This is a genomic window from Niallia sp. WK069_GA_01, assembly GCF_983173855.1.
Genome location: NZ_OZ470138.1, coordinates 762,069 through 786,322 on the forward strand (window position 1 = coordinate 762,069; position 24,254 = coordinate 786,322).

The following is a 24,254-nucleotide window of genomic DNA, read 5'->3' on the forward strand; positions in this document are numbered from 1 at the left end:
CAATAGGGAAGTAATGATTGGATATTTTCGTATTTTGTGTTCTTGACACAAAATATGTTTATCCCTTTTTATGAAGGGTACCCTTTAATATAGACATAAAAGAAAGGGTGTTTTTTATGGAACAAAAAATGAAAGAACTAATCGAGGATTTAAATACTGATCTTGCTAATGAGTATGCTGCTGCGATTCAATACACGTATTATGCAGCGACGATTAAGGGGATTCACTACGAAATGTTCAAACCATTTTTTGAAAAAGAGATCCCTGATGAACAAGGTCATGCATTGTACCTTTCTGAAAAAATTTCTATTTACGGTGGTACGCCAACAACGACTCCAGCTCCTGTTAAACAAGTAACGGAATTAAAGGATATGCTTGTGGAAGCACGAAATGCAGAAGAAGATACAATTAAACGATATAAAGCTCGTATTGAACAAGCGGAAGAATTAGGATTAAAAGATCTTGCTATTAAATTAGAGGATATTATTCTTGATGAGACGGAGCATTTTGAACGTATGGAACGTATTTTACAAGATGCCAGATTCCAACCGGAGTACGCCCATTAAGAAAAGCGCTTCTCTACTTGTAAATATACCTATTATGGTGAAAAAAGCCTGCTTTTATCTTAATGGATGAAAACAGGCTTTTTCTAATGGGTTCTTTTTGTAGATGTTGTATGCTTTGCTCCCAATTTATTTTATTAAGTGATTTGATTAATATGGGATTTGCTCATTCATTTCTGCTTTTGCTTTGGTTTCTTTTGACAACCGAGCTGAGGCGCTTGGAACGTTTCGTGATTTGTAATTAATAATCTCAGACGAATAAAGTGTGACAACCATCCTACCTTTGTCCCCTTTTGCCCGAATTAATATCGGCTGGTTAAATTTATTTTGAAAGCGAAAGTCTGGTCCATACCAACTTACGGTAGCATCACGACCAGATGGAACATAAGATACGCGTCTACTATGGGAATAGCGCTGCACGATTTTTAATCCGGCTCGATCTACAGCGTTAAACAATGTGGATGATACCTGACAAATTCCCCCGCCAATTCCTTCTGAAAATTCTCCTTTGACAATAATGGGAGCACGCATGTATCCTTCTTTTGTCGTTCGCATTCCTACAACTTGGTTAAATGAAAACGTTTCGTTTGGGAAAATAACATAGTTATCAATCGCATTTGCGGCAAGCGAGATATTATGCGAACGATTTTTATTGTTTGCATTAAAGGAAGTCACGTACTGGCCAATCCGTTGTACGCGGATATTGGATAGCAACTCACTGTCCACTTTCGGATAAACCTCCATCTTCGGTACTTCTATTGTAGAAGCTCCTTTTCCAAAAAAATACTCATAAAATTGTTCCATAAATTGCTGTTTATTAAGTATGTAGCCTTTTTTTTCGGGAATAATATTTCCTTGATCATTGATTTTGGCATTTATAGGAGCTTGAGATATTTGCTGATTAAGTTTATTGATGAATTGCTTGTATTTTTCTTCGTTAATCATGGAAGTACCGAACAAGGGGCTCGTAAAATTTTCACGATTCACAGTGGCAATCGTCTGTTCTTGCTGTGTCACCGTTAAGTTATTCGGATGCTCAATGGGTTGGGCTACAAACAAAAAAATAGCCATACATAATTGTTTCATAAGACGGTAAACCTCCTAAGTAATAGTATGAACAGGAGGTCACTCTTTCATGTACTTTTTGCAACAATAATTGAATCTTTAATGAGGAAAGTCTGTACTTTTAGAGAATAGATAGTTTTTAAATTCAAGTAGTTAAACCGCTAAATGGTTGCACTTTTTTACCAGTGTTAAGGAACAAAAAAAGAGAATCCTCTGACATAAATCAGATGATTCTCTAAAGTTTAAAAAGAATATTTACCCATTAGAAAGGAAACTCTTCTGTGGGTAGTTTATGTCCAAAAGTTGATCAGTTGAACAGCCTTAAGTGAAAGATGGAGAACTGGTTTATTCAAGAGCATCTTCCATTTTCGTTCGTTTTCCATTGCTTTTCTTCTTGCTGGTATCTTCTTCTGAAGCCTGTTCAACACGTTTGATAAAGAAGGCAAGCAGCAAACTGACAAAGCCGATGATAAGAACAACGAAATAGGCATCATTTATTCCCTGAATGGAAGCTTCCATTAACATATGTTGTTGTGTTGCACCGTTCGCTCCTTCTTTCATTGCATCTTGAAGGTGATTTTTGGTGCTATTTGTCATAACAGTAACTAGTAGAGAAGTACCGACAGCTCCAGCAACCTGTCTTATCGTATTGGAAATAGCGGTACCATGCGCATTAAGCCGGGATGGCAATTGATTTAAACCTGCAGTCTGAATTGGCATTAGAAACAGAGCCATTCCAATACGTCGACCTGTTGACATGATAATAAGATACGTATAGCTGGTAGAGTCTGTCAAATCTATAAAGCTGAAAGTTGTAATAATAATAATGGCGATACCGATAACAGAAAGCCATTTTGCCCCGAATCTGTCAAAAAGTTTTCCAACTGCCGGACTTAATAAGCCCATCAGAAGTGCTCCAGGAAGCATCAATAAACCAGATTCTAGAGCGGTAAAGCCACGGGCATTTTGAAGGTAGAGAGGCAGCAGCATCATATCTGCATACATCATCATTGTAACCCCAATATTAATAATAGTAGTTAAGGAAAACATATTGTATTTAAAAGCCCGCAAGTCAAGAAGCGGATTAGTAGAAACTAATTGTCTCCAAGTAAATAAGACAATGGCAAGGACTCCTGCAATCAGAGAAAGTATTACGACTGCACTGGACCAGCCTTCATTGCCGGCTATGCTGAAGCCATATAATAGAGCACCAAATCCGATAGTGGAAAGGATAACACTAATCATATCAACTTTAGCACGGCTAGTTTCCGATACATTTTTTAAATAGATAAGCCCGCATATAATGATAATAATAGTAAAAGGAATCATGCCATAAAACATCGCTTGCCAAGGGAAATGCTCTAGAACATAACCAGTAAGCGTTGGTCCAATTGCAGGAGCAAAAATAATAGCTAGCCCTACCATACCCATAGCTGCTCCTCTTTTCGCTGGTGGGAAAAGGGTTAAAACAACATTCATAAGCAACGGCATAATAATGCCAGCACCGGCTGCTTGAATTAGTCGACCTGTCAGTAGAACAGGAAAATTAGCTGCGACTGCTGATACAATCGTACCAACAAGAAAAATAATCATAGAACTTTGAAACAGCTGACGAGTAGTAAATCTTTGCATTAAAAAGGCAGTGATGGGAATTAGAACACCATTTACTAGCATGTAACCTGTTGTCAACCACTGAGCCGTTGAAGCGAGAATACCAAAATCATTCATTAATTCCGGGATAGCAACACTCATGATCGTTTGATTAAATGTCGCAAGGAAAGCCCCCAAAATCATAATAAACAGTATTGGCCCCTTTTTTATAGACCGATCTTCTGTTGCGTTTTTATTCAATCAAATTCATCCTTTCGAATCAAGTTTACACTAAATTTACAACATGTTGTATAATTAACATTGTATAAAGGAGATTATAAGCAGTATAAATGCCATTGACAAGTTACAATTATGGCTAAAGTGTAAATTAATTAACATAAATAATCTTTTTTGTAGTTTATTTTTAATTTTTACGACAAAATCATTGAAAATGTAGTTTTATATGTAAAAGAAGGGATAGAGATAGGATGGACTTTAAAAAAACGCACACAGATCCTCGTGTTACGCGTACTCGCAAGTTGCTTAGAGATGCTTTTGTTGAATTAATTCAGGAAATGGATATGCAGAAAATATCTGTAAATCGTTTAGCGGAGCGAGCAACTATTAATCGAGTTACCTTTTATCTTCATTATCGGGATATTCCAAACATGTTGGAAAAAATGGCAGACGATATGATAGAGGAAATATCCACGGTATTGAAAGAAACATCAATGAATCATAAAGAAGATAAAGATCGAGATTGGACAATGTTAATGAGGCTTCTTGAGCATATAGCCGAACAAGTGGATTTCTATAAAGTTATTCTTGCTTCTAAGCGAATCCCAATCTTTAGAGATCGCTTACTACTATTTTTGCAGGATATAATAGTTGCAAGAATAGAGAAAACGGGGGATAACTTTCTAGTAGCAGGCGTTCAGAAAGATATTTTAATATGGCATAATTCTTCGGCTTTAATAGGTACCATTATTGCATGGCTTCAAAACGATATGCCATATACGCCATCGTTTTTAGCTAAACAATACACATTACTTCATCATGGTTAAAGACTAGTAGTTGTTATCCGTTTTGTCTTCTTTGCAATATGTGCTGAAGAGAATATGCCAACAGACAGTTATGTAAATCGTTATAGAATGCTAAACAAATTCCTTTTTCAAAAACACTAAGGAAAGCATATATATGGAAATTTGTTTTTATGCTAAGATAGAAACTATATGAGTACAAGGAGATGTTGGTATGATTCTAGTAGTAGGTGGAGCTGGCTATGTAGGTAGTCATCTTGTCAAAGAATTGATCGAAAAAGAAGAAGTGGTTGTTTTAGATAATTTATCAACAGGTTTTAAAAGTCTGGTAGATCCAAGAGCCACTTTCGTAGAGGGAAATCTTGGGGATCGATCAGTTTTAGATAAAGTATTCACTACCTATCCTATTAAAGCAGTGATGCATTTTGCAGCAAATAGTTTAGTAGGGGAGTCTGTGATAGATCCGTACAAATACTATGAAAACAATGTGGCAGCGACCCTTACTTTATTAAAAGCAATGATTGATCATGAGGTGAAGAATTTTATTTTTTCGTCTACTGCAGCAACATATGGCATTCCAAATGTCGATTTAATTGATGAAACGCAGCCGAATGCACCGATTAATCCATATGGTCAGTCGAAATTAATGGTGGAGCATATCTTATCTGATTTCTCTGCTGCATATGGATTAAATTATGTAGTGCTTCGTTACTTTAACGTTGCTGGGGCACATGCTTCTGCTGAAATTGGAGAGAGTCATGATCCAGAAACACATTTAATTCCGATTATTCTCCAGCATTTATTAGGAGAAAGAGAGAAAATTAGTGTATTCGGTACAGATTATGATACGCCAGATGGTACGTGTATCCGTGATTATATCCACACAACAGATCTAGCAAATGCCCATATTCTTGCATTAGAAGCACTGCTGTCTGGAACAAAAAGAACAGCAACCTATAACCTAGGAAACGGCAATGGCTTTTCTGTAAAAGAAGTAATCGAAACATGTGAGAACGTGACCGGCCGTAAAGCGAATATTGAATACGCAGACCGCCGTGCCGGAGATCCTGCTAAGTTAGTTGCTTCATCAGAGAAGATTCAACAAGAGCTTGGCTGGGAACCAAAATTTAGTTTAGAAGAAATTATTAGCAGTGCGTGGAAATGGCATAGTAAAGAGAAATAAATACTAGAGGTTGTTCAAAAAGTCCGGTAAAAATGACATATCGAATTTCTTCGTTGGTTTGCTTCTCCGCTTCTCACGTATTAACTAGAGGTTCTTCCACTAAAAACGCTCACGTCCTGTGAGCAACGTGGAAGTCATCACATCCTGTGAAAGGGTGATGCTCGGGAGCAAACCGCCTCGAACTTCTCGGTCCTTTTTATCCTCCTTTTTGAACACGCACTACTAGTTTAGGACCTGCCTTCTTTGAGAGTGGGTCTTTTTTAGGAGGAAGAGGGAGGATTCCCTGCCTCCTGCTGATTTAATAACCGTATAAAAACGGTTCTCTATTTCATCATTACTTCTTTTTAAATAGTAGATAAGACTGCCATTTATAAAGTAAATAAGTAATGCCATTAAAAAAAATCAATATAATTACTTGTAAGAATGAAAATACAAAAATGGTTAAAAATAAGTCAAACTGTGCTTCACCACGTGGGAAATCTTTTGAAGAATCAACAGTGAAGCAGTGAATAATAAAAAAGATAAGCATAGAACAAAATAAACTTATGTAGATAAAAAGCCAATGATGATAAAAATTGTTTTTACATTTACCGAACCAAAGAAATAGATTAATAGGAAGAAAAATCAACAGAAGATATAAAAATTGAAAAGTTAACATGTCCATTTTGTCACTTATTATGGAAAAAAATAAAAACTGACTTAGGCAAATGATTATGATATTTATAAATAGTACTAATACAGCTGAAGGTTTTTTTATAGACATTGTTTCCTCCTTTTTCTCTATTAAATAATGGTAAAGCAAAAAAATAAGAATAAGCTAAGTATATAACTAACTTAAACTTCGCAATTATATGTTCTTCTTTATATATTGTCATAACCTGGTTTAGAGCAAGTAGCAAAAGTTGATTAATTGTAAACATTTTTCCTAAATAAATAGGGGCTTGCTTTCCGTGTGGCGTGCGATGAGCCTCCTGATATGAACGAAACTGTCAAGTCTCCCACTCTCCACTACTAGATAGGTTATTTTTGGGTAACTTTAAGAAGAGAAGCGATTTTAGGCTTCTTGACTGTTCGTGTATCGATGAGCCTTAGTGGCTACAAGTTTCCTTTTTTAGCTTACCAACCGAACTTCCTATCTTAGAATGGCTGTCAAGTGCTTTCCTTGACTGCCATTCTAAGATAGGAGATACTTTTTTAAGCTAAAGAAGAAATCGTGATATACTTATACTTCCTCCTTTCTGATTGATTAGAATAGATAGTAAGGACACGGCACGAAGGCAAAAATTTCATCCTGCGGTTAGCATTCTGATATTCGTGGGTTTTCACATTTTATCTTTCCGTATAAAGGTCTTTCCACTAACTCGGGACGTGCGTTAATCAACGAATGATATAGCACAGAGGAGGCACGTGGGTTATCCTTTCCGGTATTTCTCTTTGCCTTCGAGCCCTATTCTCATGTATCTATTTTTCTTTCTCTTCCTCTACTTTCTTTCGTTTGGTAACATTAATGTTTTGGAATTTCTTCTACTTCTTGCGTAATAGCCCAGATAAAGCCAGCTAATTCTCTAGCAACGGCAACAATTGCTTTATTACTTTCTTTTCCTCTAGATACTAATCGATAATATTTTTTATGCAGACGATTTTGCGCTTTCCAGGATATTGCTTGAATAGACGGTGATAAAGGTTCTAGTCGTTTTTTTAAATTTCCTTTTACGGCCGGCTGACGAAGATAACTCCAAGCCGACTCGATTAACAATCGGCGAACGTGACGATTTCCTGATTTGGTAATAGCTCCTTGTCGACGTCTTTCTCCACTTGAGAATTCACTTGGAATCAATCCTACATAAGCCATCATTTGCTTAGGATTTGGGAAACGTTTAAACGATCCAATTTCCGCCGCAAGACTTGTCGCTGTAACCAGTGCAACGCCTCTTAGTCCTTGTAAAGTTTGAATAATAGGGGCATGAACTCCTTCCAATGCCTGTATTTGCATTTCCTCTTCGAATCTTTTTACCCGCTGTTCCAACTCCTTTAATTGATGATAATATTCTTGAAAAACTAATTGTAAATTGGAATTGGAAAACTTTAACGTATCTAGCCAATCTCGATATTTTCTTGTCCATTTATTCACTCCAACAGGTGGATAAATATTATTCCGTAATAAAAACTTACTTAAACGATGCTTGGTTCTCAGCTCGTCTTCTTTCGCATCTTCTCGTGCTCGCACTAGATCTCGAAGTGCTTCATCTTCTGGAGTCGGAACATAAACAGAAGTTAATTCTCCTGCACGATATAACTGGGCAAGACGAATAGAGTCTCTACGGTCTGTTTTAATACGTTCTCCCGGTCTTTGTGGTATTAAAGATGGAGCAATCACTTCACAATGAATACCTAAAGCAGTTAGTAATCGATATAATGGATATCCCGTTGGACCCGCTTCATAACAAACTCTTAAAGTACTTGGCTCTCCTAGTTTTTTCATTAACTTTTTAATCGCTTCAGGTGTATGAACAATCATTCCATAATATCTTGGTTCTTCTCTACCTTCTTCTGCAATAGCAACGGCAATTTTTTCTTTTGATACGTCTAAACCTACAAATTTTGTGGTATCCTTCATAATAGAACTAGCTCCTTCCGTAATGTAGCACTGATTTGGTTTTTTTGTTTTTAGTTCATAAACATTATTGCCAAATTAACCTACGAAATTACGAGTATGGGGCTAGTTTCGTTCATTATAACTCGGTGCTTGTGCGAGGCCACTGAATAAGTCCAAAGGAAAAAGATACGGAGATCCACTACATATAGTATGATAAACTAAAATCCTAACTGTAAATAGATGGGAATTTAAGTTTTTTCAAAAAAAATCAATTTTTCTGTGGCCTCGCTTACGCCTGCTTAGTCTCATCTAACTCGCTAATCCCACAGGAGTCTCACAACTTCCATCTCAATAGAACAAAATATCTATTACAAGCTTAATAAAGTAAGAGATGAAGCAATCATGGTGGAGGTTTCTGTACCTGGACAGCGTTGGGAAATTGAATTTATGGAAGATAATACAGTAGAAATTGAAAAATTTATTAGTAATGGTGATTTTTACGATGGGAAAGAACTTGAGTCGTTGTTTAAGGAATTTAGTGATTAGATTGTTGACTTATAAGCTATCTCTTTCGATAAATTATTTTTTTTTTTTTAAAACTATAATTTTTGAAGTTGAAAGGTTAATGCCTATTTTGCAGTTGGTTATGTAGATCATGATTTAGCATAGATTACGGTGTTAAACTATCCAAAGCAACTAACCATCAGTTGAGGATAAATAAAACTCTAGTTTTTTGATATGAGATTATTGGAATATTTGGTAATATGTTAGAAGGGGGTGATTTAATTGAAAAGTACAGGTATTGTTAGAAAAATAGATGAGCTTGGTAGAATTGTTATACCTAAAGAATTAAGAAAGCTTCGTTCACTGGAGATTGGAACACCGATTGAAATTTTTGTAGATAGTGACAAAATTGTTTTAAAGAAGTATGAGCCTGGAATGAAATGCTCGATAACGGATGAAATAACGGATGAAAATATACAAGTTGGAGAAGTGGTTCTAAGTAAAAAAGGTGCTTTATTATTGATGGAAGAACTAAATAAACAACTTGAAGAAGTAAAATAACGTATGAAAAGAGATAGCAATTTGATGCATCTCTTTTTTTTGATAAAAAGTACATATCTAGTGCTTTTACTACGGATAATTATTTAATCAAACGTTTGTTTACTTTTAAAAAAGTGGGTTTTGAGGTGTAATGAAGACTATTCAAGTGGAAATTGCGTTCATAATTGCTAATCTTCTATTATTCTCAGTCTTTATTATATAAATTCTACTATTCTTGTTTAAATTACCATATTCGTGGAAAAGAATCAGTAGAACAAAAAATAATTAGGTGAAGGGATGATAGTATGAGTTTAGAAAATAAATTTCCAACTGGTCAACCTGCACAAACATTAGAACGTGGCCAAGGTACAGAAGAAAAAATGGTGCCAACTCCTATCTATGAAGATGACAGCTATATAGGAACAGGCAAATTAAATGGTAAAGTTGCATTAGTAACTGGCGGCAGCAGTGGGATTGGGCGTGCTGTATCGATTGCATATGCGAAAGAAGGCGCCGATGTTGCCATTGTTTACAATATAAATGATGAAGATGCTAATATTACAAAGGAACGGATAGAAGCACAAGGGAAACGCTGTTTATTGCTAAAAGGGGATGCGGGCGATGAAGCATTCGCCAAAAAAGCGGTGCAGCAAACGGTCAATGAATTTGGCGGAGTTGATGTACTCGTAAATAATGCGGCAGAACAAAACCCTATAAATGAATTAACAGATTTGCCTACAGAGCAAATGGAGCAGACATTTAAAACGAATTTTTACTCCTACTACTATTTTGCTAAGTACGCTCTAGAATTTATGGAACCGGGTAGTGCAATCGTCAACACTGCGTCAATTAATGCATTTGTTGGACACGCGATGTTAGTCGATTATACGAGTACAAAAGGTGCAATTATTGGATTTACCCGCAGTATTGCACAACAATATGTGGATAAAGGAATCCGCGTAAATGCTGTTGCACCTGGTCCAATTTGGACACCATTAATTCCAACAACATTCCCGAAAGACAAGGTAGAGAGCTTTGGTAAATCCACACCAATGAAACGACCTGGTCAACCGGTAGAATTAGTGGGAGCTTATATGCTTCTTGCAACGAAAGAAAGTTCATATATGACAGGACAAACTATTCATGTTGATGGTGGATCATATATGAGTTCATGATAGAGGTTGTAAAAGCTTCGATATAAATGACACAGCGAATTTTTTCGTTTCTTGCGTATTCAACTAGAGGATCTTTAACTATAAATGCTCACGTCCTAGAGCAATGTTGAAGTCACCGCATCTTGTGGAAGGTCGATGCTCAAAGTGAAGTCACTTCGCATTTATTGGTCCTTTTTATCCTCTTTTTTGAACACGCACTGATACGAGAAAAGATGCCCCAAAAGTTCAACTTTTGGGGCATCTTTTTGGTTTTTATTCTTCTAGCTGGTTGTTTGAGTTTATTTCAGCTATCATTAAATACAAATGTCTGCATGCTTAAAGGTTTAGGCTTTAGAAGCAAAAATGAGCTTTTTCAGTAGGTTTGTTTGACTGACTACTAGAATACATAAGTAAAGACAAGATTTTTTTAAAAGGAGAAACTAGATTAATGTCTGAAATTACTTTTTTAGCTTCCTCAAGGCCATTTGTATTGCCAGAGGAAATAAAGGAATACAATAGCCGTACTTATTTTGAACGGGAAGAAGACTTTATGTTTTTTTTCGTGAAGGAGATAGACGCTGGATGGAAAAAGGAAATGGATGGATTGTTTTGTATGCCGTATATATATGAAGTAAATGGGGTTGGCAATCGTTTATTTTTAACTTACATCGAAAAGTATATGGAAGCAGGAGATGTGCTGGAAATCTACTGTGTACCGAATCAGCATGATTTAGAAGCTTACATACAAAGAATGGAATGGAAACCAGAGCATATTGAAGTAAACGTAGGAGAACGAACATACCGTGATATACATGGAACTTATCAATTAAATCCGCAAAACTGGCTAAAGGATTTAAGCCATCGTAGATATATTACACCTTTTGGCATTACTACTTTTAGAGCTTGTTCCTAAGTCTGGTAAAAATGGCACATCGAATTTTTTCGATAACCTATCTTTCGCTTCTTACGTATTTAACTAGAGGATTTTCAGATAAAAACGCTCGCCCCCTATAAGAAACGTTGAAGTCACTACATCCTGTGGAAGGCAGTTGCTCCAAGTGAAGCCGCCTTGAAATTCTTGCTCCTTATAAACAGCCGCTTTTATAAATTTAAAAGGAGAGACTAGTTTCATAAAAGTTCCATAATAACAAAACGAAAAGAGGCGAATATCCAAATGAATTTATCAATCTTGCCTAGAAATAAATATACGAACGGTTCTACGCCGTTGGAAAAATTAGAATCACTGACGGAAGCGCTCGGTGGACCGACTATTTATATGAAGCGAGATGATCAGCTTGGTTTGACAGAGGGAGGAAATAAAACAAGAAAACTTGAGTATTTAGTAGCAGATGCGCAATCTAAGAATGCTGATGTTTTAGTAACATGTGGTGCCGTGCAATCCAATCATTGCAGATTAACATTAGCTGCTGCTATAAAGGAAAAAATGAAATGTGTGCTAGTTCTAGAAGAAGGGGAAAATAAACAGAGCGACCTTCCTACAGGTAATTACTTTTTATATCAGCTTCTTGGTGCCGCTGATATGAGATTTGTTCCAGAAGGCTCTGACTTGATGGAAGAGATGAAAAAGGTGGAAAAAGAGCTTATTGAAAAAGGCGATAAGCCATATCTGATTCCGGTTGGAGGGTCGAATCCGATTGGAGCAACAGGGTATACAGCATGTGCCCAAGAGCTTCTTTCGCAAGCATATGAGCAGCAAATAAAAATCGACTATGTTGTATGTACAAGCGGCAGCGGTGGAATGCATGCAGGTTTAGTTGCAGGATTCCAAGGGTTAAATAGTGAGGTACCTGTAATAGGCATTAATATAAGCAGAAAAAAAGCGGAGCAAGAAAAAAAGTGTACGAACTGCTTCGTGAAATCGGTGATCACTTGCGTATTAGAAACCTTTTATCGAAGGAGCATATTCAATGTTTGTACGAATATGTCGGCCCTGGATATGCAGTTCCTACAAATGAGATGGTGGAAGCGGTGAAGCTTGTTGCTAGTACGGAAGGGATTTTGCTAGATCCTGTTTATACAGGAAAGGCAATGGCTGGTTTAATAGATTTGATTCGAAAGGGGAAATTTACGAAAGAAGATTCTGTTGTCTTTCTTCATTCCGGCGGCACGCCAGCGTTATATGCGTATACTTCTTTTTTTCATGAGCATATCTCGTAATTTCGAATAAGCACAGAATTGGTTTTTGTATTCTATTCTCTTTATTAAATTTCAATATAGATTATGAGGTAGTGTGGAAACGGTTTCCACACTACCTCAATTAGTTAACCTTAGATAATGAAATTTTGCATCTTGCAACGCATTACTTAAATCAAATGATGCATAAAAGGCAATATATAATGCGATACTCCCCGTTACTACAACTACAATTGCACCACCATTTAAAAAGGTTCTTCTGTTTTTCTTGTATAGGAAAAATGATAGTAGTGCAACAATTAAAAAATAGGATAACAATAGAATTAGTTCTATAACTATCGCTTTACTATCGTTTACAGCCATCATAAAATTTTGTAATTCATCTTTATTGTCCATACTTTCTTGGATAGTCGCCATATCTCCTTTATAACCAATTTTCCAAGAAAATGAATTTTGCTCTTTTGTTATGGTATATTCATATCCTATAGCTTTGTTATTACTAATAGTCCCTGCATGTTCTTGAGTATCTTCTGTGCCTTGTGTACATGCAGATAATAGGAAAGGGAAACAAAATAAAACAAGTAGAATACACTTTTTAATCATTGCTTCCTTATCTTCTATCATTTTTATATTTTGATAGTCTATAAAGTTGATTCTCCATACCTCCCAGCATGAAAATGGTGATGCCTCCAAGAGAAAAAATATCTTTTTTTAACTTAAATTATTTCCCCACAAAGTATGTAGAAACAGGATATACAATGTGAATAATCCTGTTAATATCGTGAAGATTATCGGGACTATTCTTAGCGTCTTGTTTTTTCTTATTGCTATTATAAAAACAATAAAAGAGAGAATGGCTATAACATAATAAAGATAAAACATTAGGTAATGTGTTAATGGTCCCAAAAATAATCCAAGTACGGAAAAGAGGATTAAAAAAGCTAATATAGAAATAGCAATCCATTGTTGCTCATTTCTAAGTGCTACGATGTTTTTGATGGACAATAGTATCGAGATGACGATTAACGCTGCAAGCAACCATTCATATAAGAAAAACAAGGATTCATTGTACACAGCAAAATAATATCCAAGAGCAGATAGTGGTAGAATTATAAGTAATATATAAACATTAAGTTTGAGATAATAGCTTTCTTTCATGTTTTACGCCTCCTTTTGAATTATTTTACCACAAAAATCCAATTTTTTTACCGGGTTTTCACGTTTTTGCAATAGGTCATTATTTTTAAACATGTATTCTGAAGGTATATGTGTCTTATCGCAGAGAGAGAGAAATAGGCTGTCGAAGATTAATCGACAGCCTGAAGAGTGTTAAGAGAATTGCTCTTGCTTCTTTAGAATTCTTCATAAAAAGCTGGGTCTTGATTGGCAATTCGTCCGTCTGATTGAGTTAAGCTTGAAATGATATCTATTTCTTCTTTTGTTAATGAAAAATCGAATATAGAAAGGTTGTCCAACTGTCTTTTTGGTGAAGACGATTTAGGGATTGGCAATGCACCGAGCTGAATATGCCATCGTAGGATAATTTGTGGAATCGTTTTTTGATGGGTTTCAGCAATTTGTTGAATTGCCTCATTTTGCAGGACGTTATTCGCCCGCCCTAATGGACTCCATGATTCGGTTACAATTCCATGTTCCTTATCATAGGAAAGCTGCTCTTCTTGAGAGAAATATGGGTGCAATTCTACTTGATTCACACTTGGTGTGATACCAGTTTCCTTCGTTAAGCGCTCTAAATGCTCCGGTAAGAAATTACATACTCCAATTGAGCGAATTAGCCCCCATTTTTTCGCATCGATTAGCGCTTGCCATGCTTCTACATAAAGATCTTTTTTAGGGTTCGGCCAATGAATCAGATAAAGGTCATAATAATCAAGCTTCGAACGATATAGTGATTCTTGAATCGTGTAAATAGCGTTATCATATTTATGATGACGTCCAGGTAATTTTGATGTCACAAGCAATTTGTCTCTGCTTACAGAGCTGCGGCGAATTGCTTCTCCAACTGCTCCTTCATTTTCATAATTAAATGCAGAGTCTAGCAAGCGATAACCAATATCAATACCGCTAGTTATTGCATTTACACCAGCTGCACCTCTTAAATCATAGGTTCCAAGACCAATAGCAGGCAATGTTAATCCATCATTAAGCGTAATTTCCGGAATCGAATTCTTCATCATGCCACTCCCTTTTGATTATTCTCTTAAATTATAGGGGAAAAAAGAGGGAATCTCCAGTAAATGGATTGGGTTACTCGTAGAAATTCCCTCATTTCTAGAAAAATAAAATGGAAGAGAAGGAAAGAAAATGGTAGGCAAATGGGACGTGATTGTCACGATTTAGATTAAAAATTCCATTTAAGGGTAATATAAAGGAAAACGCTAATGAGGTGATTTTGTGTCAAACACTACTAATGAACATAAAGAAGAGCTGGACAAATTAAGAGATTTAATAAAAGATGTGGATACTGCCATGCTTACGACGAATACAGCGGAAGGATTGGTTTCCCGTCCAATGAAGACACAGGAAATAGAGTTTGACGACGATTTATGGTTTTTACGAAAAAAGATACAAATAAATATCAAGAAGTACTCCAACATCCAAATGTTAATGTAGCATATGTAGGCAAATCCTTTGTTTCCATTAGAGGAAAAGCAGAAATCGTGGAAAATAAGGATAAAAAGCAGGAGCTGTGGAGTGCTGGATATGATAAGTTCATGCAAACAACCTATGACGATCCCAATGTAGTACTGATTAAAGTGAATACAGAAGCAGCAGAGTATTGGGAGACCGGAAATTTAGTGAAAAAAATAAGTCTATTGTATAAACGAGTAACTGGAAAAGATGCTGAGTCGACGAATATAAATGAAACGATTGAGATGAAGTAGTTAAGGATAAATGATTTTAATAAAAAAAGCTGGGACATAACTAAATAGATAATAGGTAAAGACGAACATGCTCTAATGTAGCACGTAAATCGTTACTACCCTATACTGGTTAGTTATGTTTTTTCATCTAGTTAACTCAAACTTCGCATCTTCAAATTCGTTTGCAAATCTTGATATTACTCGGTTTAAGAACAATAAAATGGGAGGCTTGTTTTTTAGTGTGGTGGTTGCTTTCCACTACGGGTTGCTTCGCTTTCCGCGGGGTGGGAGCTGAGCCTCCTCGGCAAGCCTTGCGGGGTCTCAGCCTTCCCACATTTCCCGCAGGAGTCTTCGCACCCTCCGTTACAAGCAACCTGTTTTAGAATAAGTTCTTGTCTTCGAATTTCATTACAAGGTATGATTACTAAATACTAGTAGCGTTGATTTTTTATGTTTATTATTCAACGTGGTTCTCCCAAAATGTGCACTTTTAGTCTATTACTATAAGATGGATGTTTTCACCAGTTCCACGACAGCAACTAATGAATCAAAACGACTTGATTGGAGTGTAAGGTGCGAGACTCCTGTGGGATTTGCGGGTTAGATGAGACCTAAGCAGGCGCAAGCGCCGAGGAGGCTCATCGCACGCCCCTATGTATAAGGAATAATGTTTGCAAAAAACACCATAAAAGATTAATCAATCATCCTTTTCTAATTGCTCTAAACCAAGTTAAGTCATTACATGAAGAAGGTTTTATAACTGCGAAATTTGAGTTAAGTATAAAAACTATGTTGTTCCATTGCGCTACAAACACTCGCTTTCCGCGGGAAGTAGAGTGTCTGTAGCTCCATTCCACTTCGTTTTTAAAGGCTGTTTTCTAAAACCTAATTCTTTTACCAAGAAAAAAATGAACAGGTTGGAAATGGAGCAGCCTGAATACACGTAGACTCCTGTGGGATTAGCGAGACAGCTGAGACCCTGCAGGCCAAGGGCCGAAGCGGCTCAGCGCGAGCCCCACGGAAAGCGAAGTGTATGCAGGCTGCGGGTGATTCCCACAAACCTTACATAAATAAAAATCCAAACCATCATGATACGAAATACTTTTTACATCTTCGTATCATGGTTTGGGTTTATCTTCGGCTGGAATACTTATGTCCCAGCTTCTTTTTTTTGTACGCATTTAGAATACAGGTATTTATGTTTAAGATTGGTGAAAATAACCTTTGTCTCTTCGTGCTAAAAAAATCAAATGCCAAAGACGACCTTAAATAAAAGCAAAAAGTTCAGCCAATAAATGCATAACGAAATAATCCATAATATAAAGGAGCAATTATAACAAGTAGCATAATAAAAATAATGCGTCTAACCGCTTTAGGCATTTCTTCAAGTGTTCGATCTCCATCATAATATTTGCTATTCAAGCTAAAGAAAATATGCCAAAGCAAAGCCCCGATAAAGATAAATTTCCATACAAATGGAGTAAGAAATTGATTGTTTGTTACATATCCAAATAAACCAATCCACGTAATAACAGAAATACAAAAATCAATTTTGGCAAGCATCGTTCGATAACGGCCATTTATAAGCAATCCGATTACCCCGATACCTAAGAATCCTAAGTAAACCATCCATACTATTTGTATCATACCTTTGTTCCTCTTTATTTCCTAAGTTTAGAGAGGGAAATATTTCTCTCCCAGTTCCACTGTTCAATCCTTATTTATTATATAAAAAAAATGAGTAATCTGAAATGTATTTTTTAAAGAGAAATGAGTGGGATTTTTAAGGTTGAAAAATAGTTGGTAATACAGGTTATGGTAGTTTTAGTATTTTACCGTCTCATTGATGGAAGCCTATTTTTGCTCCTTCATCAACTAATTTAATTAAAGATGCTGAGAGGAATTTCAATTTCTTGAATATTCCATTCTGCATATATTCTCCATTAGCAAGGGATAAAAACATCTCTTCTTCCGGCAAATAAGAAACCAATATGCATTTTTACTACTCCATCTCATCAGTTTCCAATAGCAGGGATACTGTCTATTCATTGAAACTAAATATCCTTTTTAACCGTTACACTAATTAGGATTCAATTCTTTTAGAAAGCAGGGAGACTAATGAGAAACAAAAATAGGATGGGAGCATGGATTATTACAAGAAATATTTTTTTGGTTATTATTGCAGCACTTCTTATTTGGATTGCTTTTCATCATATTATGAATAGATTTGAGCAAAAAAAATATCCAGCAATAGGACAATTAGTGGAAGTAGATGGAAAATATATGCATGTCTATACAAAGGGAGATGGAGAAAATACTATCGTATTATTAAGTGGCTTAGGTACTGCGGCACCAGTATTGGATTTTGAGCCTTTGATTAACGAATTGGGGAAAAATAATAAAGTTGTGGTCGTAGAGCCTTTTGGTTATGGATGGAGTGATCAAACAACTAAGGAACGATCAGTGGAAAACATAGTAATGGAAATAAGAACTGCTTTAAAAAAATCAAATATAGAAGGTCCGTACATCCTAATGCCACACTCCATCTCTGGTATCTATAGTATGTATTATGCAAATAAATATCCAGATGAAATTAAAGCGGTTATAGGGATAGATTTCACTTTGCCTAATGCTTTAGAGTATTTTAATGAGCCAGCTCCAACATTGCCTGAATATATGAGATATGCAGCACCAATCGGAATTTCTAGGTTGGGATCCTACCTAATTCCTAAAAATATTCTGCCGATAGCGGATAAAGGAACTTACTCTGATGAGAATTTAAAGTTGACCAAAATTATTGCTGCACGGAATGGCTATAACAAAAATATGGTAGAGGAAGTGAATGAAATAAAAAATAATATAAAGAAAACAAATGGTATGTCATTTCCTTCTAACATGCCTGTCATGATATTCACTACAAAAGAAGATAAAGTCACAGCGGATGGAAAATCAAATGTAACTTTTTATGAAACGCAATTAAGGAATGATTCTTCAAAGATAATTAGTTTAGAAGGGCACCATTATTTACACTGGACTCGATATAAGGAAATGAGCAATTATGTTAATGCATTTATACGGAATGATTATTACTAAGAATAAGAACAAATGAGTTTGATAGGATTGTTGGTTTTGTTTGTCATCTCTAACTTCTTTATAAGGAAATTGAAATATCCACCTATTGTTATGGAATAAATTATTCTATATGAGAATGGCATTAGTTAAATGGGTTCGCAAAAAGAAGCGACATCAATATGCTGTCGGCTTGCAATTTATTTCCAATGAAAATGGAGAGGAAAGATAGTAAAGTAGGTAAGTCAGATGTAGCGTAAAAACACATCCGACTTCCTTTTTATTTTTTATGGGAATCAACATTCTATTTGTTCCCTTCTTTTGCAAGGAATGGAGAAAGAGGGTTATCTTTTCGATCTAGTCTGTTTATGAGCTGTGTCTCTTTTTTTCTTTTTTTTCCTAGATGAGGTTAATGCAAAACGGATGAGTTTTAGCACAAGGTAAAATCCGAAAAATAAAAGAAATCCATAGATACCCACTACCGCATCTGCAAACTCCATATTTCCTCTACCTGTTATTCCTTGCTGTATTTCAATCGCAAATACTAGCACTAAAATTAAAGTAAAGGTATAAATAAAGGAAATACTTGTAATACTCCATTTTGCCAGTTTTTTGAAAACAGCTTGAACAATAAAAAAAGATATGATTCCTATAATCCCAATTATCCATAAATGTAAATCTTTATCTGTAGCCTGCCAGCCAATACGAGCAGCGATATGCATAATTACATCATGCATAATATTCACTATTTCAGCAATAATCTTAATGATATCTTTCATAGTAGCCCCCTTTAACAAAGTATATAATAAAAGGGAAAAATAAAGGAGTTAGAACCCCAAACTTATAATCATTTTTCCTTTAAGGCGTTTAATGATATAGATATATATTGATAAAAAATAGATTGATGAAGAAGAGAACTGATTTATCCTTAAGGAAGCAGAGAATCGTCCACTTGCTGCCCAAACAATTCTATAAAGTGCTTGGCGCTTTTAGAAAGATATCGATTTTTAAGCCACACAATACCTACGTCTGATTGTACGGTGATATCAGGCATATCAAATAATTCAATATCTGGGATTTGAAAGGAAGAGAGAACTGATTTAGGAAAAATCGTTGCGCCTATTCCTTCTGCGACTAATGCCATTGTAATGGCTACACTTGAACATTCACATATGATATTCGGTTCAAAGCCTAATCGTCTGCATTCGTTGACGATTTTTTCATGTAATTGAATCGTCTTATCACTTTTTAATGCGATTATAGGGATGTCCGCTAAATCTTCTAATAAAAAAGAAGACTGTGCAGGTCGCCAATCCTGCTTCTTGGGAACTACAAGGACAAATGGATCGGATGGCAAAGGAAGGATGGAGTATCTGTTAGAATCATAGTTTGATTCAAACGGGAGCCTTGTCACTACCAATTCGATATTTCTATTCTCTAAATACTCTCCTAAGATAGAATGGTCTCCTTCTAAAATCTTAAAGGTAATACGTGGATAATGTTCACGGAAGGAAGCGATTTTCTCTGGTAATAAGGATACACAAGTGAATACGGAGCCGATTGACAGCATGCCTTGTATGCCTTGATCAATGTCTTTCATTTCCGTAATTGTTTCATTCAGCTGATGAATAATGCCTTCCGCTTTAACCTGAAAAATCATTCCTGCTTCTGTTAATTTCATTTGTCTTCCGTCTCGATCAAATAATGTGACACCAAGTTCTTCCTCTATTAATTTTAATTGTCGACTTAAAGGTGGCTGTTCCATATTTAGTTTTTTTGCTGCACGTGTAATTTGACCTTCTTTTGCTATAGCTAAAAAATACCGAAGTTGTCTTATATCCATGAATCATTCCTCCTGAAAAAGTATACCTTTTTGATATGGGAAACAAATAATACAGATATTTTTCATATATATAATGGAATGATATCATAAAATTAAATGAAAGAAGGAGGAATAGATTACGTGCAAACACATATGATTTCGGTCATTGTTAAAAATCAGCCAGGCATATTATCACAGGTTTCTAGTTTGTTTACTCAGTGCGGTCTTAATATCGATACATTAAAAGTTGGGAAATATAAAGAAATACATACATCCAGAATGAAAATCTCTCTCACAACGGAAGATAACAAATTGGAAAAAGTAATTCAGCAGCTTGAGAACTTAATGGATGTTATTCAAGTGAATGTAATGCATCAACATCATGCGATGAACGCTGTTGGAAATCGATTAAGCCATGTTTTTTCTAATCGTGCTGTATCATTTTGGTTAGTTGCTTATAGTCTATTTATTACCCTTCTCGGAACGAATATCCCTTCACCTTTGCTTGCTCTTTATCGCACCGAGTGGCATTTATCGACAAGTATGGTTACCCTTCTTTTTGCAATCTACGCCATTGTTGTGATTCCAACCATTATTCTATCTGGACAATTATCTGATCAGCTCGGCAGGAGAAAGCTTCTTATCCCAGGCGTATTGTTTTCTATTATTGGATCATTATTTTTTATGTTGTCAAATAATATTGAAATGCTATTAATCTCTCGTATTTTTCAAGGTCTGTCTGTTGGTATGCTTAACGGGGTAGCAGTTGCGGCATTAACGGAATTAGATAAAAAACAAAATCGAATGAAAGCAGCCTTTATTGGTGCAATGGCAGTGACGGTTGGGAATGCACTAGGACCTGTATTATCAGGGTTTCTTGGGGAGTATGCACCATTTCCTACAAAACTCTCTTATCTTATTCATATGTTACTCGCAGTTCCTGGATTTATTGGCTTACTCTACATGGGAGAAAAGGTTAATCGTTCACGAAAAACCATTCAACTTCATAGACCTTCTGTTCCAAAAGGCATTCGCAGTCGATTTTATTTATCTGGCATGACGTCATTTATCGCATGGTCGATCATGAGTTTAATGCTGTCGATTATTCCAAGCTACACGAACCAATTAGTTGGGAGCTCTAATTTAGGCATTTCAGGAGCAATTGTTGCGCTCGTTCTTATTATTTCAACCGTTAGTCAAATGGTTTTGAAAAAATGTCAGATACAAAATATGGTTCTAATCGGATATATTCTGCTAATATTAGGACTCATTGCTTTAGTATTAACCTTATCAACAAAATCACTTTTCCTTTTATTCTTAACAACTATTTTAATTGGATTTGGACATGGACCAACTTTTGCAGGGAGCTTGGCATTAACCAATAAAATATCACCAACTCAATCACGAGGTGACATTATCGCATCCTTTTATGTATTAACGTATTTAGGTGTTAGTATCCCTGTATTAGGACTTGGCTTTGCTGCTCATTGGCTTGGCCTGATTCATTCCATTGCATTATATTCTGTGTTAATGATTGGCATGATTTTAATCAGCATGTTTTATTGGATTCTTGATAGAAGAGTCGAGAAAAAACACGGATTTGTTTATACGCTGGAATAGAAAGAGAGGAGAAGCTGGGACACAAGTATTCCAGCCGAAGATAAACCCGAACCATGATACGAGGATGTAAAAAACATTTCGTATCATGGTTTGGGTTTTTTATTTATGTAAAAAAGAAGGTTTGTGGTAATCACCCGCAGCCTGCATACACTTCGCTTTCCGTGGGGCTCAGCTTTAGCCGCTTCGGCCCTTGGCCTGCAGGGTCTCATCTGTCTCGCTAATCCCACTGGAGTCTACGTGTATGCAGGCTGCTCCATTTTCCAATCTATTTCATTTCTTTCTTGGTAAAAGAATTAGGTTTTAGAAAATAGCTTTTGAAAACGAAGTGAAATGGAGCGGAAGACACTCGACTCCTGCGGGAAGTAGAGGAAAGGCTGAGACCCCGCAGTAGCAACGAGGTGGCTCAGCTTCCTCCGAGTGTCTGTAGCGCAATGGAACAACATAGTTTTTATACGTAACTACTTTCAATTTATCCGGCAAAAAGGGATAGAATTTTAGAGAATATCACATTGCACCTTACAAAATCCTTTTTGATACAAAAAAAATTAGACATATGGGATGAAAAAGCAGCTATTAATATATAAAACAGTACCTTGCAATAAATAATACTGGATGATATATTGTACATATAAGTTATTTTTATATAACGGTACTATACAATACATGGTACTGGATTATACTAAAATGAATAGGGTGATTTATCATTGAATGTACAGTTTAAAAAAGGCGTATTAGAACTTTGTGTACTGGTACTGTTAGATAAGAAGGATCGGTATGGATATGAATTAGTTCAGAGAATATCCGATCAAATTGAAATTTCGGAAGGGTCAGTTTATCCGTTGCTCAGACGATTAACGAAAGAAGAATACTTTACAACCTATTTACAGGAATCAAAGGAAGGACCCTCTCGTAAATATTACAAGCTTACAGAAAAGGGAAGAAACTATCTTCACGATCTTATCGCAGAATGGAATGAATTTTCTAATGGTGTGAATCAATTAATAAAAGAAGGTGTGAACAATGAATAAAGATCAATTTTTAAAACAATTATCTGCAGATTTAAATAGGTTGTCTCATGAAGAACGCCAAGATATTATACAGGATTATGAGGAACATTTTTTAATTGGATTAGAAGAGGGGAAAACGGAAAACGAAATTGCTGAGGCATTAGGTTCACCGCAGCAGATCGCCAAAGAGTTATTGGCTTCGTACCATCTTGAAAAGGTCGAATCCAGGGCAACAACAGGGAATATGTTCCGAGCTATTTGGGCTGTTATTGGTTTGGGTTTCTTTAATTTAGTAATTGTACTTGGGCCTTTTATTGCATTGGTTTCATTGATTTTTTCCGGGTGGTTGATGAGCATTTCCTTTATTATGTCGCCAATACTCGTCCTTATAGGTGTTGTCTTTCAGCCTGATACATTTGAACTTTTTTCTCTCTTTTTCTCTCTTTTGCTTTGTGGAATAGGTTTTTTTATTGGGATAGGGATGCTGTTTTTAACAAAAATTGCTGCAAAGGGATTTGTTCGTTATTTAAAATTTAATGTATCACTTGTGAAAGGTGGTTTAAAACATGATTAATAGAAAAAAAATATCAATTGCTGCAGCTATTTTAATAGTAATCGGAGCAGTTGGAAGTCTGTTTACTTTTCACTTAATGGATAAAAGTGTGTCTATTGCAGAGGAAAAGACATTTGATAATAATAATATTACTGCTATTAAAGTAGATGCAGATAATGCAAGTGTAAAAATTGTGCCGACAAAGGAATCCGTTACGAAAGTAGAGTTATCTGGAAGAGGTTCCAAAGATACGAAGAAAATCTTTTCCGCAAATATAGTGGGAAACACACTTGCTGTAAAATGGAAGGATGAGAGAATTAAGTTTATTAACTTTGATTTTGTATCGGAATCCTTAACTTTAAAGATATATTTGCCAGAGAAACAATATAAATCAGTGGAAATCGATAACGATAATGGATATGTCCAACTAACGGATCTAAAAATAGATTCATTAGAAGCTGAAACGAATAATGGCCGTGTAGAAATACGGAATATTTCTTCATCCAATGTAGCTGTCGAATCAGATAATGGTAGAATAATGCTTGATAATGTTAGCGGAAAAATCAAGGCGACAACAAATAATGGGGAAATATCAATCAAAACAGTAGATTTAGATCGACCAATGCATTTAGAAACCGATAATGGCAGTATAGAAGTGGAAACCGAAAAAGAGCCATCGAATGTTACTTTTGATGTGTATGTAGATAATGGCAGTATTAATATTTTTGATAAATATAAAGGCAATGCTGTTATTGGAAATGGAGACAACTTAATTAAACTAAAAACAAATAACGGCAGAATTACCGTTGTAAAATAATAACGAATAGTAGAAAGAAGCCATTTACATGAGGTAAATAGCTTCTTTTTTTAGTCTACAAGAAAATAAAACAAGTTTCGTGAATACTTTAT

General features: G+C 35.7%; 22 protein-coding genes and 2 pseudogenes. 14 read left to right on the top strand and 10 right to left on the bottom strand.

Annotated features, from left to right (window positions below; translation table 11 throughout):
- The first annotated feature begins 116 nt into the window (after positions 1-116).
- On the top strand, positions 117-566 hold the full coding sequence (locus AC5LWL_RS03715; protein ID WP_493433068.1) for a ferritin-like domain-containing protein: 450 nt from the start codon (positions 117-119) through the stop codon (positions 564-566).
- Positions 567-713: 147 nt separating this feature from the next.
- Here AC5LWL_RS03715 and AC5LWL_RS03720 read toward each other — a convergent pair whose 3' ends face one another.
- Positions 714-1,649: a VanW family protein gene (locus AC5LWL_RS03720; RefSeq protein ID WP_493433069.1), complete on the bottom strand. Its 936-nt coding sequence runs from the start codon at positions 1,647-1,649 to the stop codon at positions 714-716.
- Between the two features lie 324 nt (positions 1,650-1,973).
- Positions 1,974-3,422, bottom strand: a complete 1,449-nt coding sequence (locus tag AC5LWL_RS03725) for a DHA2 family efflux MFS transporter permease subunit (RefSeq protein WP_493436530.1) — start codon at positions 3,420-3,422, stop codon at positions 1,974-1,976.
- 284 nt (positions 3,423-3,706) lie between these two features.
- On the opposite strand from AC5LWL_RS03725, the gene AC5LWL_RS03730 reads away from it, so the two are divergent.
- Together AC5LWL_RS03730 and galE are read left to right on the top strand one after the other, a co-directional pair.
- Complete coding sequence (locus tag AC5LWL_RS03730; RefSeq protein WP_493433070.1) at positions 3,707-4,282, top strand: TetR/AcrR family transcriptional regulator; 576 nt, start codon at positions 3,707-3,709, stop codon at positions 4,280-4,282.
- A 190-nt stretch (positions 4,283-4,472) separates the two neighbouring features.
- Positions 4,473-5,441, top strand: coding sequence for a UDP-glucose 4-epimerase GalE (galE, locus tag AC5LWL_RS03735; protein ID WP_493433071.1), 969 nt, complete (start codon positions 4,473-4,475; stop codon positions 5,439-5,441).
- 334 nt (positions 5,442-5,775) lie between these two features.
- On the opposite strand, the gene AC5LWL_RS03740 is transcribed toward galE, so the two are convergent.
- Positions 5,776-6,204 carry a hypothetical protein gene (locus tag AC5LWL_RS03740; protein ID WP_493433072.1) on the bottom strand — a complete coding sequence of 143 codons (429 nt, stop codon included), beginning with the start codon at positions 6,202-6,204 and terminating at the stop codon, positions 5,776-5,778.
- Positions 6,205-6,945: 741 nt separating this feature from the next.
- The gene (locus tag AC5LWL_RS03745) at positions 6,946-8,058 is read right to left on the bottom strand and encodes an IS110 family RNA-guided transposase (protein ID WP_493432749.1); all 1,113 of its coding nucleotides are present in this window, start codon (positions 8,056-8,058) and stop codon (positions 6,946-6,948) included.
- A gap of 381 nt (positions 8,059-8,439) precedes the next feature.
- Here AC5LWL_RS03745 and AC5LWL_RS03750 point away from each other — a divergent pair, with 381 nt between their 5' ends.
- From AC5LWL_RS03750 to cuyA, 5 genes and pseudogenes are all read left to right on the top strand, one after another.
- On the top strand, positions 8,440-8,583 hold the full coding sequence (locus tag AC5LWL_RS03750; protein ID WP_493433073.1) for a hypothetical protein: 144 nt from the start codon (positions 8,440-8,442) through the stop codon (positions 8,581-8,583).
- Positions 8,584-8,823: 240 nt separating this feature from the next.
- Positions 8,824-9,102, top strand: coding sequence for an AbrB/MazE/SpoVT family DNA-binding domain-containing protein (locus tag AC5LWL_RS03755; protein WP_493433074.1), 279 nt, complete (start codon positions 8,824-8,826; stop codon positions 9,100-9,102).
- Positions 9,103-9,386: 284 nt separating this feature from the next.
- Complete coding sequence (locus AC5LWL_RS03760; RefSeq protein ID WP_493433075.1) at positions 9,387-10,256, top strand: SDR family oxidoreductase; 870 nt, start codon at positions 9,387-9,389, stop codon at positions 10,254-10,256.
- Positions 10,257-10,683: 427 nt separating this feature from the next.
- Complete coding sequence (locus AC5LWL_RS03765) at positions 10,684-11,148, top strand: hypothetical protein (RefSeq protein WP_493433076.1); 465 nt, start codon at positions 10,684-10,686, stop codon at positions 11,146-11,148.
- Between the two features lie 261 nt (positions 11,149-11,409).
- Positions 11,410-12,413 (top strand): annotated as a pseudogene (cuyA, locus tag AC5LWL_RS03770) (D-cysteate sulfo-lyase).
- A 96-nt stretch (positions 12,414-12,509) separates the two neighbouring features.
- Here the strand turns inward: cuyA and AC5LWL_RS03775 are convergent.
- The 3 genes from AC5LWL_RS03775 to AC5LWL_RS03785 all read right to left on the bottom strand — a co-directional run bounded on the left by AC5LWL_RS03775 (position 12,510) and on the right by AC5LWL_RS03785 (position 14,584).
- The gene (locus AC5LWL_RS03775; protein WP_493433077.1) at positions 12,510-13,082 is read right to left on the bottom strand and encodes a hypothetical protein; all 573 of its coding nucleotides are present in this window, start codon (positions 13,080-13,082) and stop codon (positions 12,510-12,512) included.
- 18 nt (positions 13,083-13,100) lie between these two features.
- A complete protein-coding gene (locus AC5LWL_RS03780; protein WP_493433078.1) occupies positions 13,101-13,547 on the bottom strand; it encodes a hypothetical protein in 447 nt (148 codons plus the stop codon).
- Positions 13,548-13,741: 194 nt separating this feature from the next.
- Positions 13,742-14,584, bottom strand: a complete 843-nt coding sequence (locus AC5LWL_RS03785; RefSeq protein ID WP_493433079.1) for an aldo/keto reductase — start codon at positions 14,582-14,584, stop codon at positions 13,742-13,744.
- A gap of 295 nt (positions 14,585-14,879) precedes the next feature.
- Here AC5LWL_RS03785 and AC5LWL_RS03790 point away from each other — a divergent pair.
- Positions 14,880-15,295: pseudogene (locus AC5LWL_RS03790) on the top strand (pyridoxamine 5'-phosphate oxidase family protein).
- A gap of 1,263 nt (positions 15,296-16,558) precedes the next feature.
- Here AC5LWL_RS03790 and AC5LWL_RS03795 read toward each other — a convergent pair.
- Positions 16,559-16,921, bottom strand: coding sequence for a hypothetical protein (locus AC5LWL_RS03795; protein WP_493433080.1), 363 nt, complete (start codon positions 16,919-16,921; stop codon positions 16,559-16,561).
- A 471-nt stretch (positions 16,922-17,392) separates the two neighbouring features.
- Between AC5LWL_RS03795 and AC5LWL_RS03800 the strand changes: the two genes are divergently transcribed.
- Positions 17,393-18,367: an alpha/beta fold hydrolase gene (locus AC5LWL_RS03800; RefSeq protein WP_493433081.1), complete on the top strand. Its 975-nt coding sequence runs from the start codon at positions 17,393-17,395 to the stop codon at positions 18,365-18,367.
- Between the two features lie 320 nt (positions 18,368-18,687).
- Here AC5LWL_RS03800 and AC5LWL_RS03805 read toward each other — a convergent pair whose 3' ends face one another.
- Together AC5LWL_RS03805 and AC5LWL_RS03810 are read right to left on the bottom strand one after the other, a co-directional pair.
- Positions 18,688-19,122 carry a hypothetical protein gene (locus AC5LWL_RS03805; RefSeq protein WP_493433082.1) on the bottom strand — a complete coding sequence of 145 codons (435 nt, stop codon included), beginning with the start codon at positions 19,120-19,122 and terminating at the stop codon, positions 18,688-18,690.
- 149 nt (positions 19,123-19,271) lie between these two features.
- Positions 19,272-20,186 carry a LysR family transcriptional regulator gene (locus AC5LWL_RS03810; RefSeq protein WP_493433083.1) on the bottom strand — a complete coding sequence of 305 codons (915 nt, stop codon included), beginning with the start codon at positions 20,184-20,186 and terminating at the stop codon, positions 19,272-19,274.
- 120 nt (positions 20,187-20,306) lie between these two features.
- On the opposite strand from AC5LWL_RS03810, the gene ilvN reads away from it, so the two are divergent.
- The 4 genes from ilvN (at position 20,307) to AC5LWL_RS03830 (ending at position 24,162) form a co-directional block, all read left to right on the top strand.
- Entirely contained in the window at positions 20,307-21,785 is a 1,479-nt protein-coding gene (ilvN, locus tag AC5LWL_RS03815) for an acetolactate synthase small subunit (protein WP_493433084.1), read from the top strand.
- Between the two features lie 704 nt (positions 21,786-22,489).
- Positions 22,490-22,813, top strand: coding sequence for a PadR family transcriptional regulator (locus AC5LWL_RS03820; protein ID WP_493433085.1), 324 nt, complete (start codon positions 22,490-22,492; stop codon positions 22,811-22,813).
- Entirely contained in the window at positions 22,806-23,366 is a 561-nt protein-coding gene (locus tag AC5LWL_RS03825) for an HAAS signaling domain-containing protein (RefSeq protein WP_493433086.1), read from the top strand. The genes AC5LWL_RS03820 and AC5LWL_RS03825 overlap by 8 nt, the downstream gene beginning before the upstream one ends.
- On the top strand, positions 23,359-24,162 hold the full coding sequence (locus AC5LWL_RS03830) for a DUF4097 family beta strand repeat-containing protein (RefSeq protein WP_493433087.1): 804 nt from the start codon (positions 23,359-23,361) through the stop codon (positions 24,160-24,162). Before AC5LWL_RS03825 ends, AC5LWL_RS03830 begins: the two co-directional genes overlap by 8 nt.
- Positions 24,163-24,254 lie beyond the last annotated feature (92 nt).

Bases quoted from the DNA above. Each gene is read 5' to 3' on its own strand.
- AC5LWL_RS03720 (WP_493433069.1), bottom strand. From the start codon at position 1,649: ATGAAACAATTATGTATGGCTATTTTTTTGTTTGTAGCCCAACCCATT.
- AC5LWL_RS03765 (WP_493433076.1), top strand. From the start codon at position 10,684: ATGTCTGAAATTACTTTTTTAGCTTCCTCAAGGCCATTTGTATTGCCA.
- AC5LWL_RS03750 (WP_493433073.1), top strand. From the start codon at position 8,440: ATGGTGGAGGTTTCTGTACCTGGACAGCGTTGGGAAATTGAATTTATG.
- galE (WP_493433071.1), top strand. From the start codon at position 4,473: ATGATTCTAGTAGTAGGTGGAGCTGGCTATGTAGGTAGTCATCTTGTC.
- AC5LWL_RS03830 (WP_493433087.1), top strand. From the start codon at position 23,359: ATGATTAATAGAAAAAAAATATCAATTGCTGCAGCTATTTTAATAGTA.
- AC5LWL_RS03805 (WP_493433082.1), bottom strand. From the start codon at position 19,122: ATGAAAGATATCATTAAGATTATTGCTGAAATAGTGAATATTATGCAT.
- AC5LWL_RS03785 (WP_493433079.1), bottom strand. From the start codon at position 14,584: ATGAAGAATTCGATTCCGGAAATTACGCTTAATGATGGATTAACATTG.
- AC5LWL_RS03745 (WP_493432749.1), bottom strand. From the start codon at position 8,058: ATGAAGGATACCACAAAATTTGTAGGTTTAGACGTATCAAAAGAAAAA.
- AC5LWL_RS03780 (WP_493433078.1), bottom strand. From the start codon at position 13,547: ATGAAAGAAAGCTATTATCTCAAACTTAATGTTTATATATTACTTATA.
- AC5LWL_RS03760 (WP_493433075.1), top strand. From the start codon at position 9,387: ATGAGTTTAGAAAATAAATTTCCAACTGGTCAACCTGCACAAACATTA.
- AC5LWL_RS03810 (WP_493433083.1), bottom strand. From the start codon at position 20,186: ATGGATATAAGACAACTTCGGTATTTTTTAGCTATAGCAAAAGAAGGT.
- AC5LWL_RS03825 (WP_493433086.1), top strand. From the start codon at position 22,806: ATGAATAAAGATCAATTTTTAAAACAATTATCTGCAGATTTAAATAGG.
- AC5LWL_RS03800 (WP_493433081.1), top strand. From the start codon at position 17,393: ATGAGAAACAAAAATAGGATGGGAGCATGGATTATTACAAGAAATATT.
- AC5LWL_RS03715 (WP_493433068.1), top strand. From the start codon at position 117: ATGGAACAAAAAATGAAAGAACTAATCGAGGATTTAAATACTGATCTT.
- AC5LWL_RS03740 (WP_493433072.1), bottom strand. From the start codon at position 6,204: ATGTCTATAAAAAAACCTTCAGCTGTATTAGTACTATTTATAAATATC.
- AC5LWL_RS03795 (WP_493433080.1), bottom strand. From the start codon at position 16,921: ATGATACAAATAGTATGGATGGTTTACTTAGGATTCTTAGGTATCGGG.
- AC5LWL_RS03725 (WP_493436530.1), bottom strand. From the start codon at position 3,422: ATGATTTTGGGGGCTTTCCTTGCGACATTTAATCAAACGATCATGAGT.
- AC5LWL_RS03730 (WP_493433070.1), top strand. From the start codon at position 3,707: ATGGACTTTAAAAAAACGCACACAGATCCTCGTGTTACGCGTACTCGC.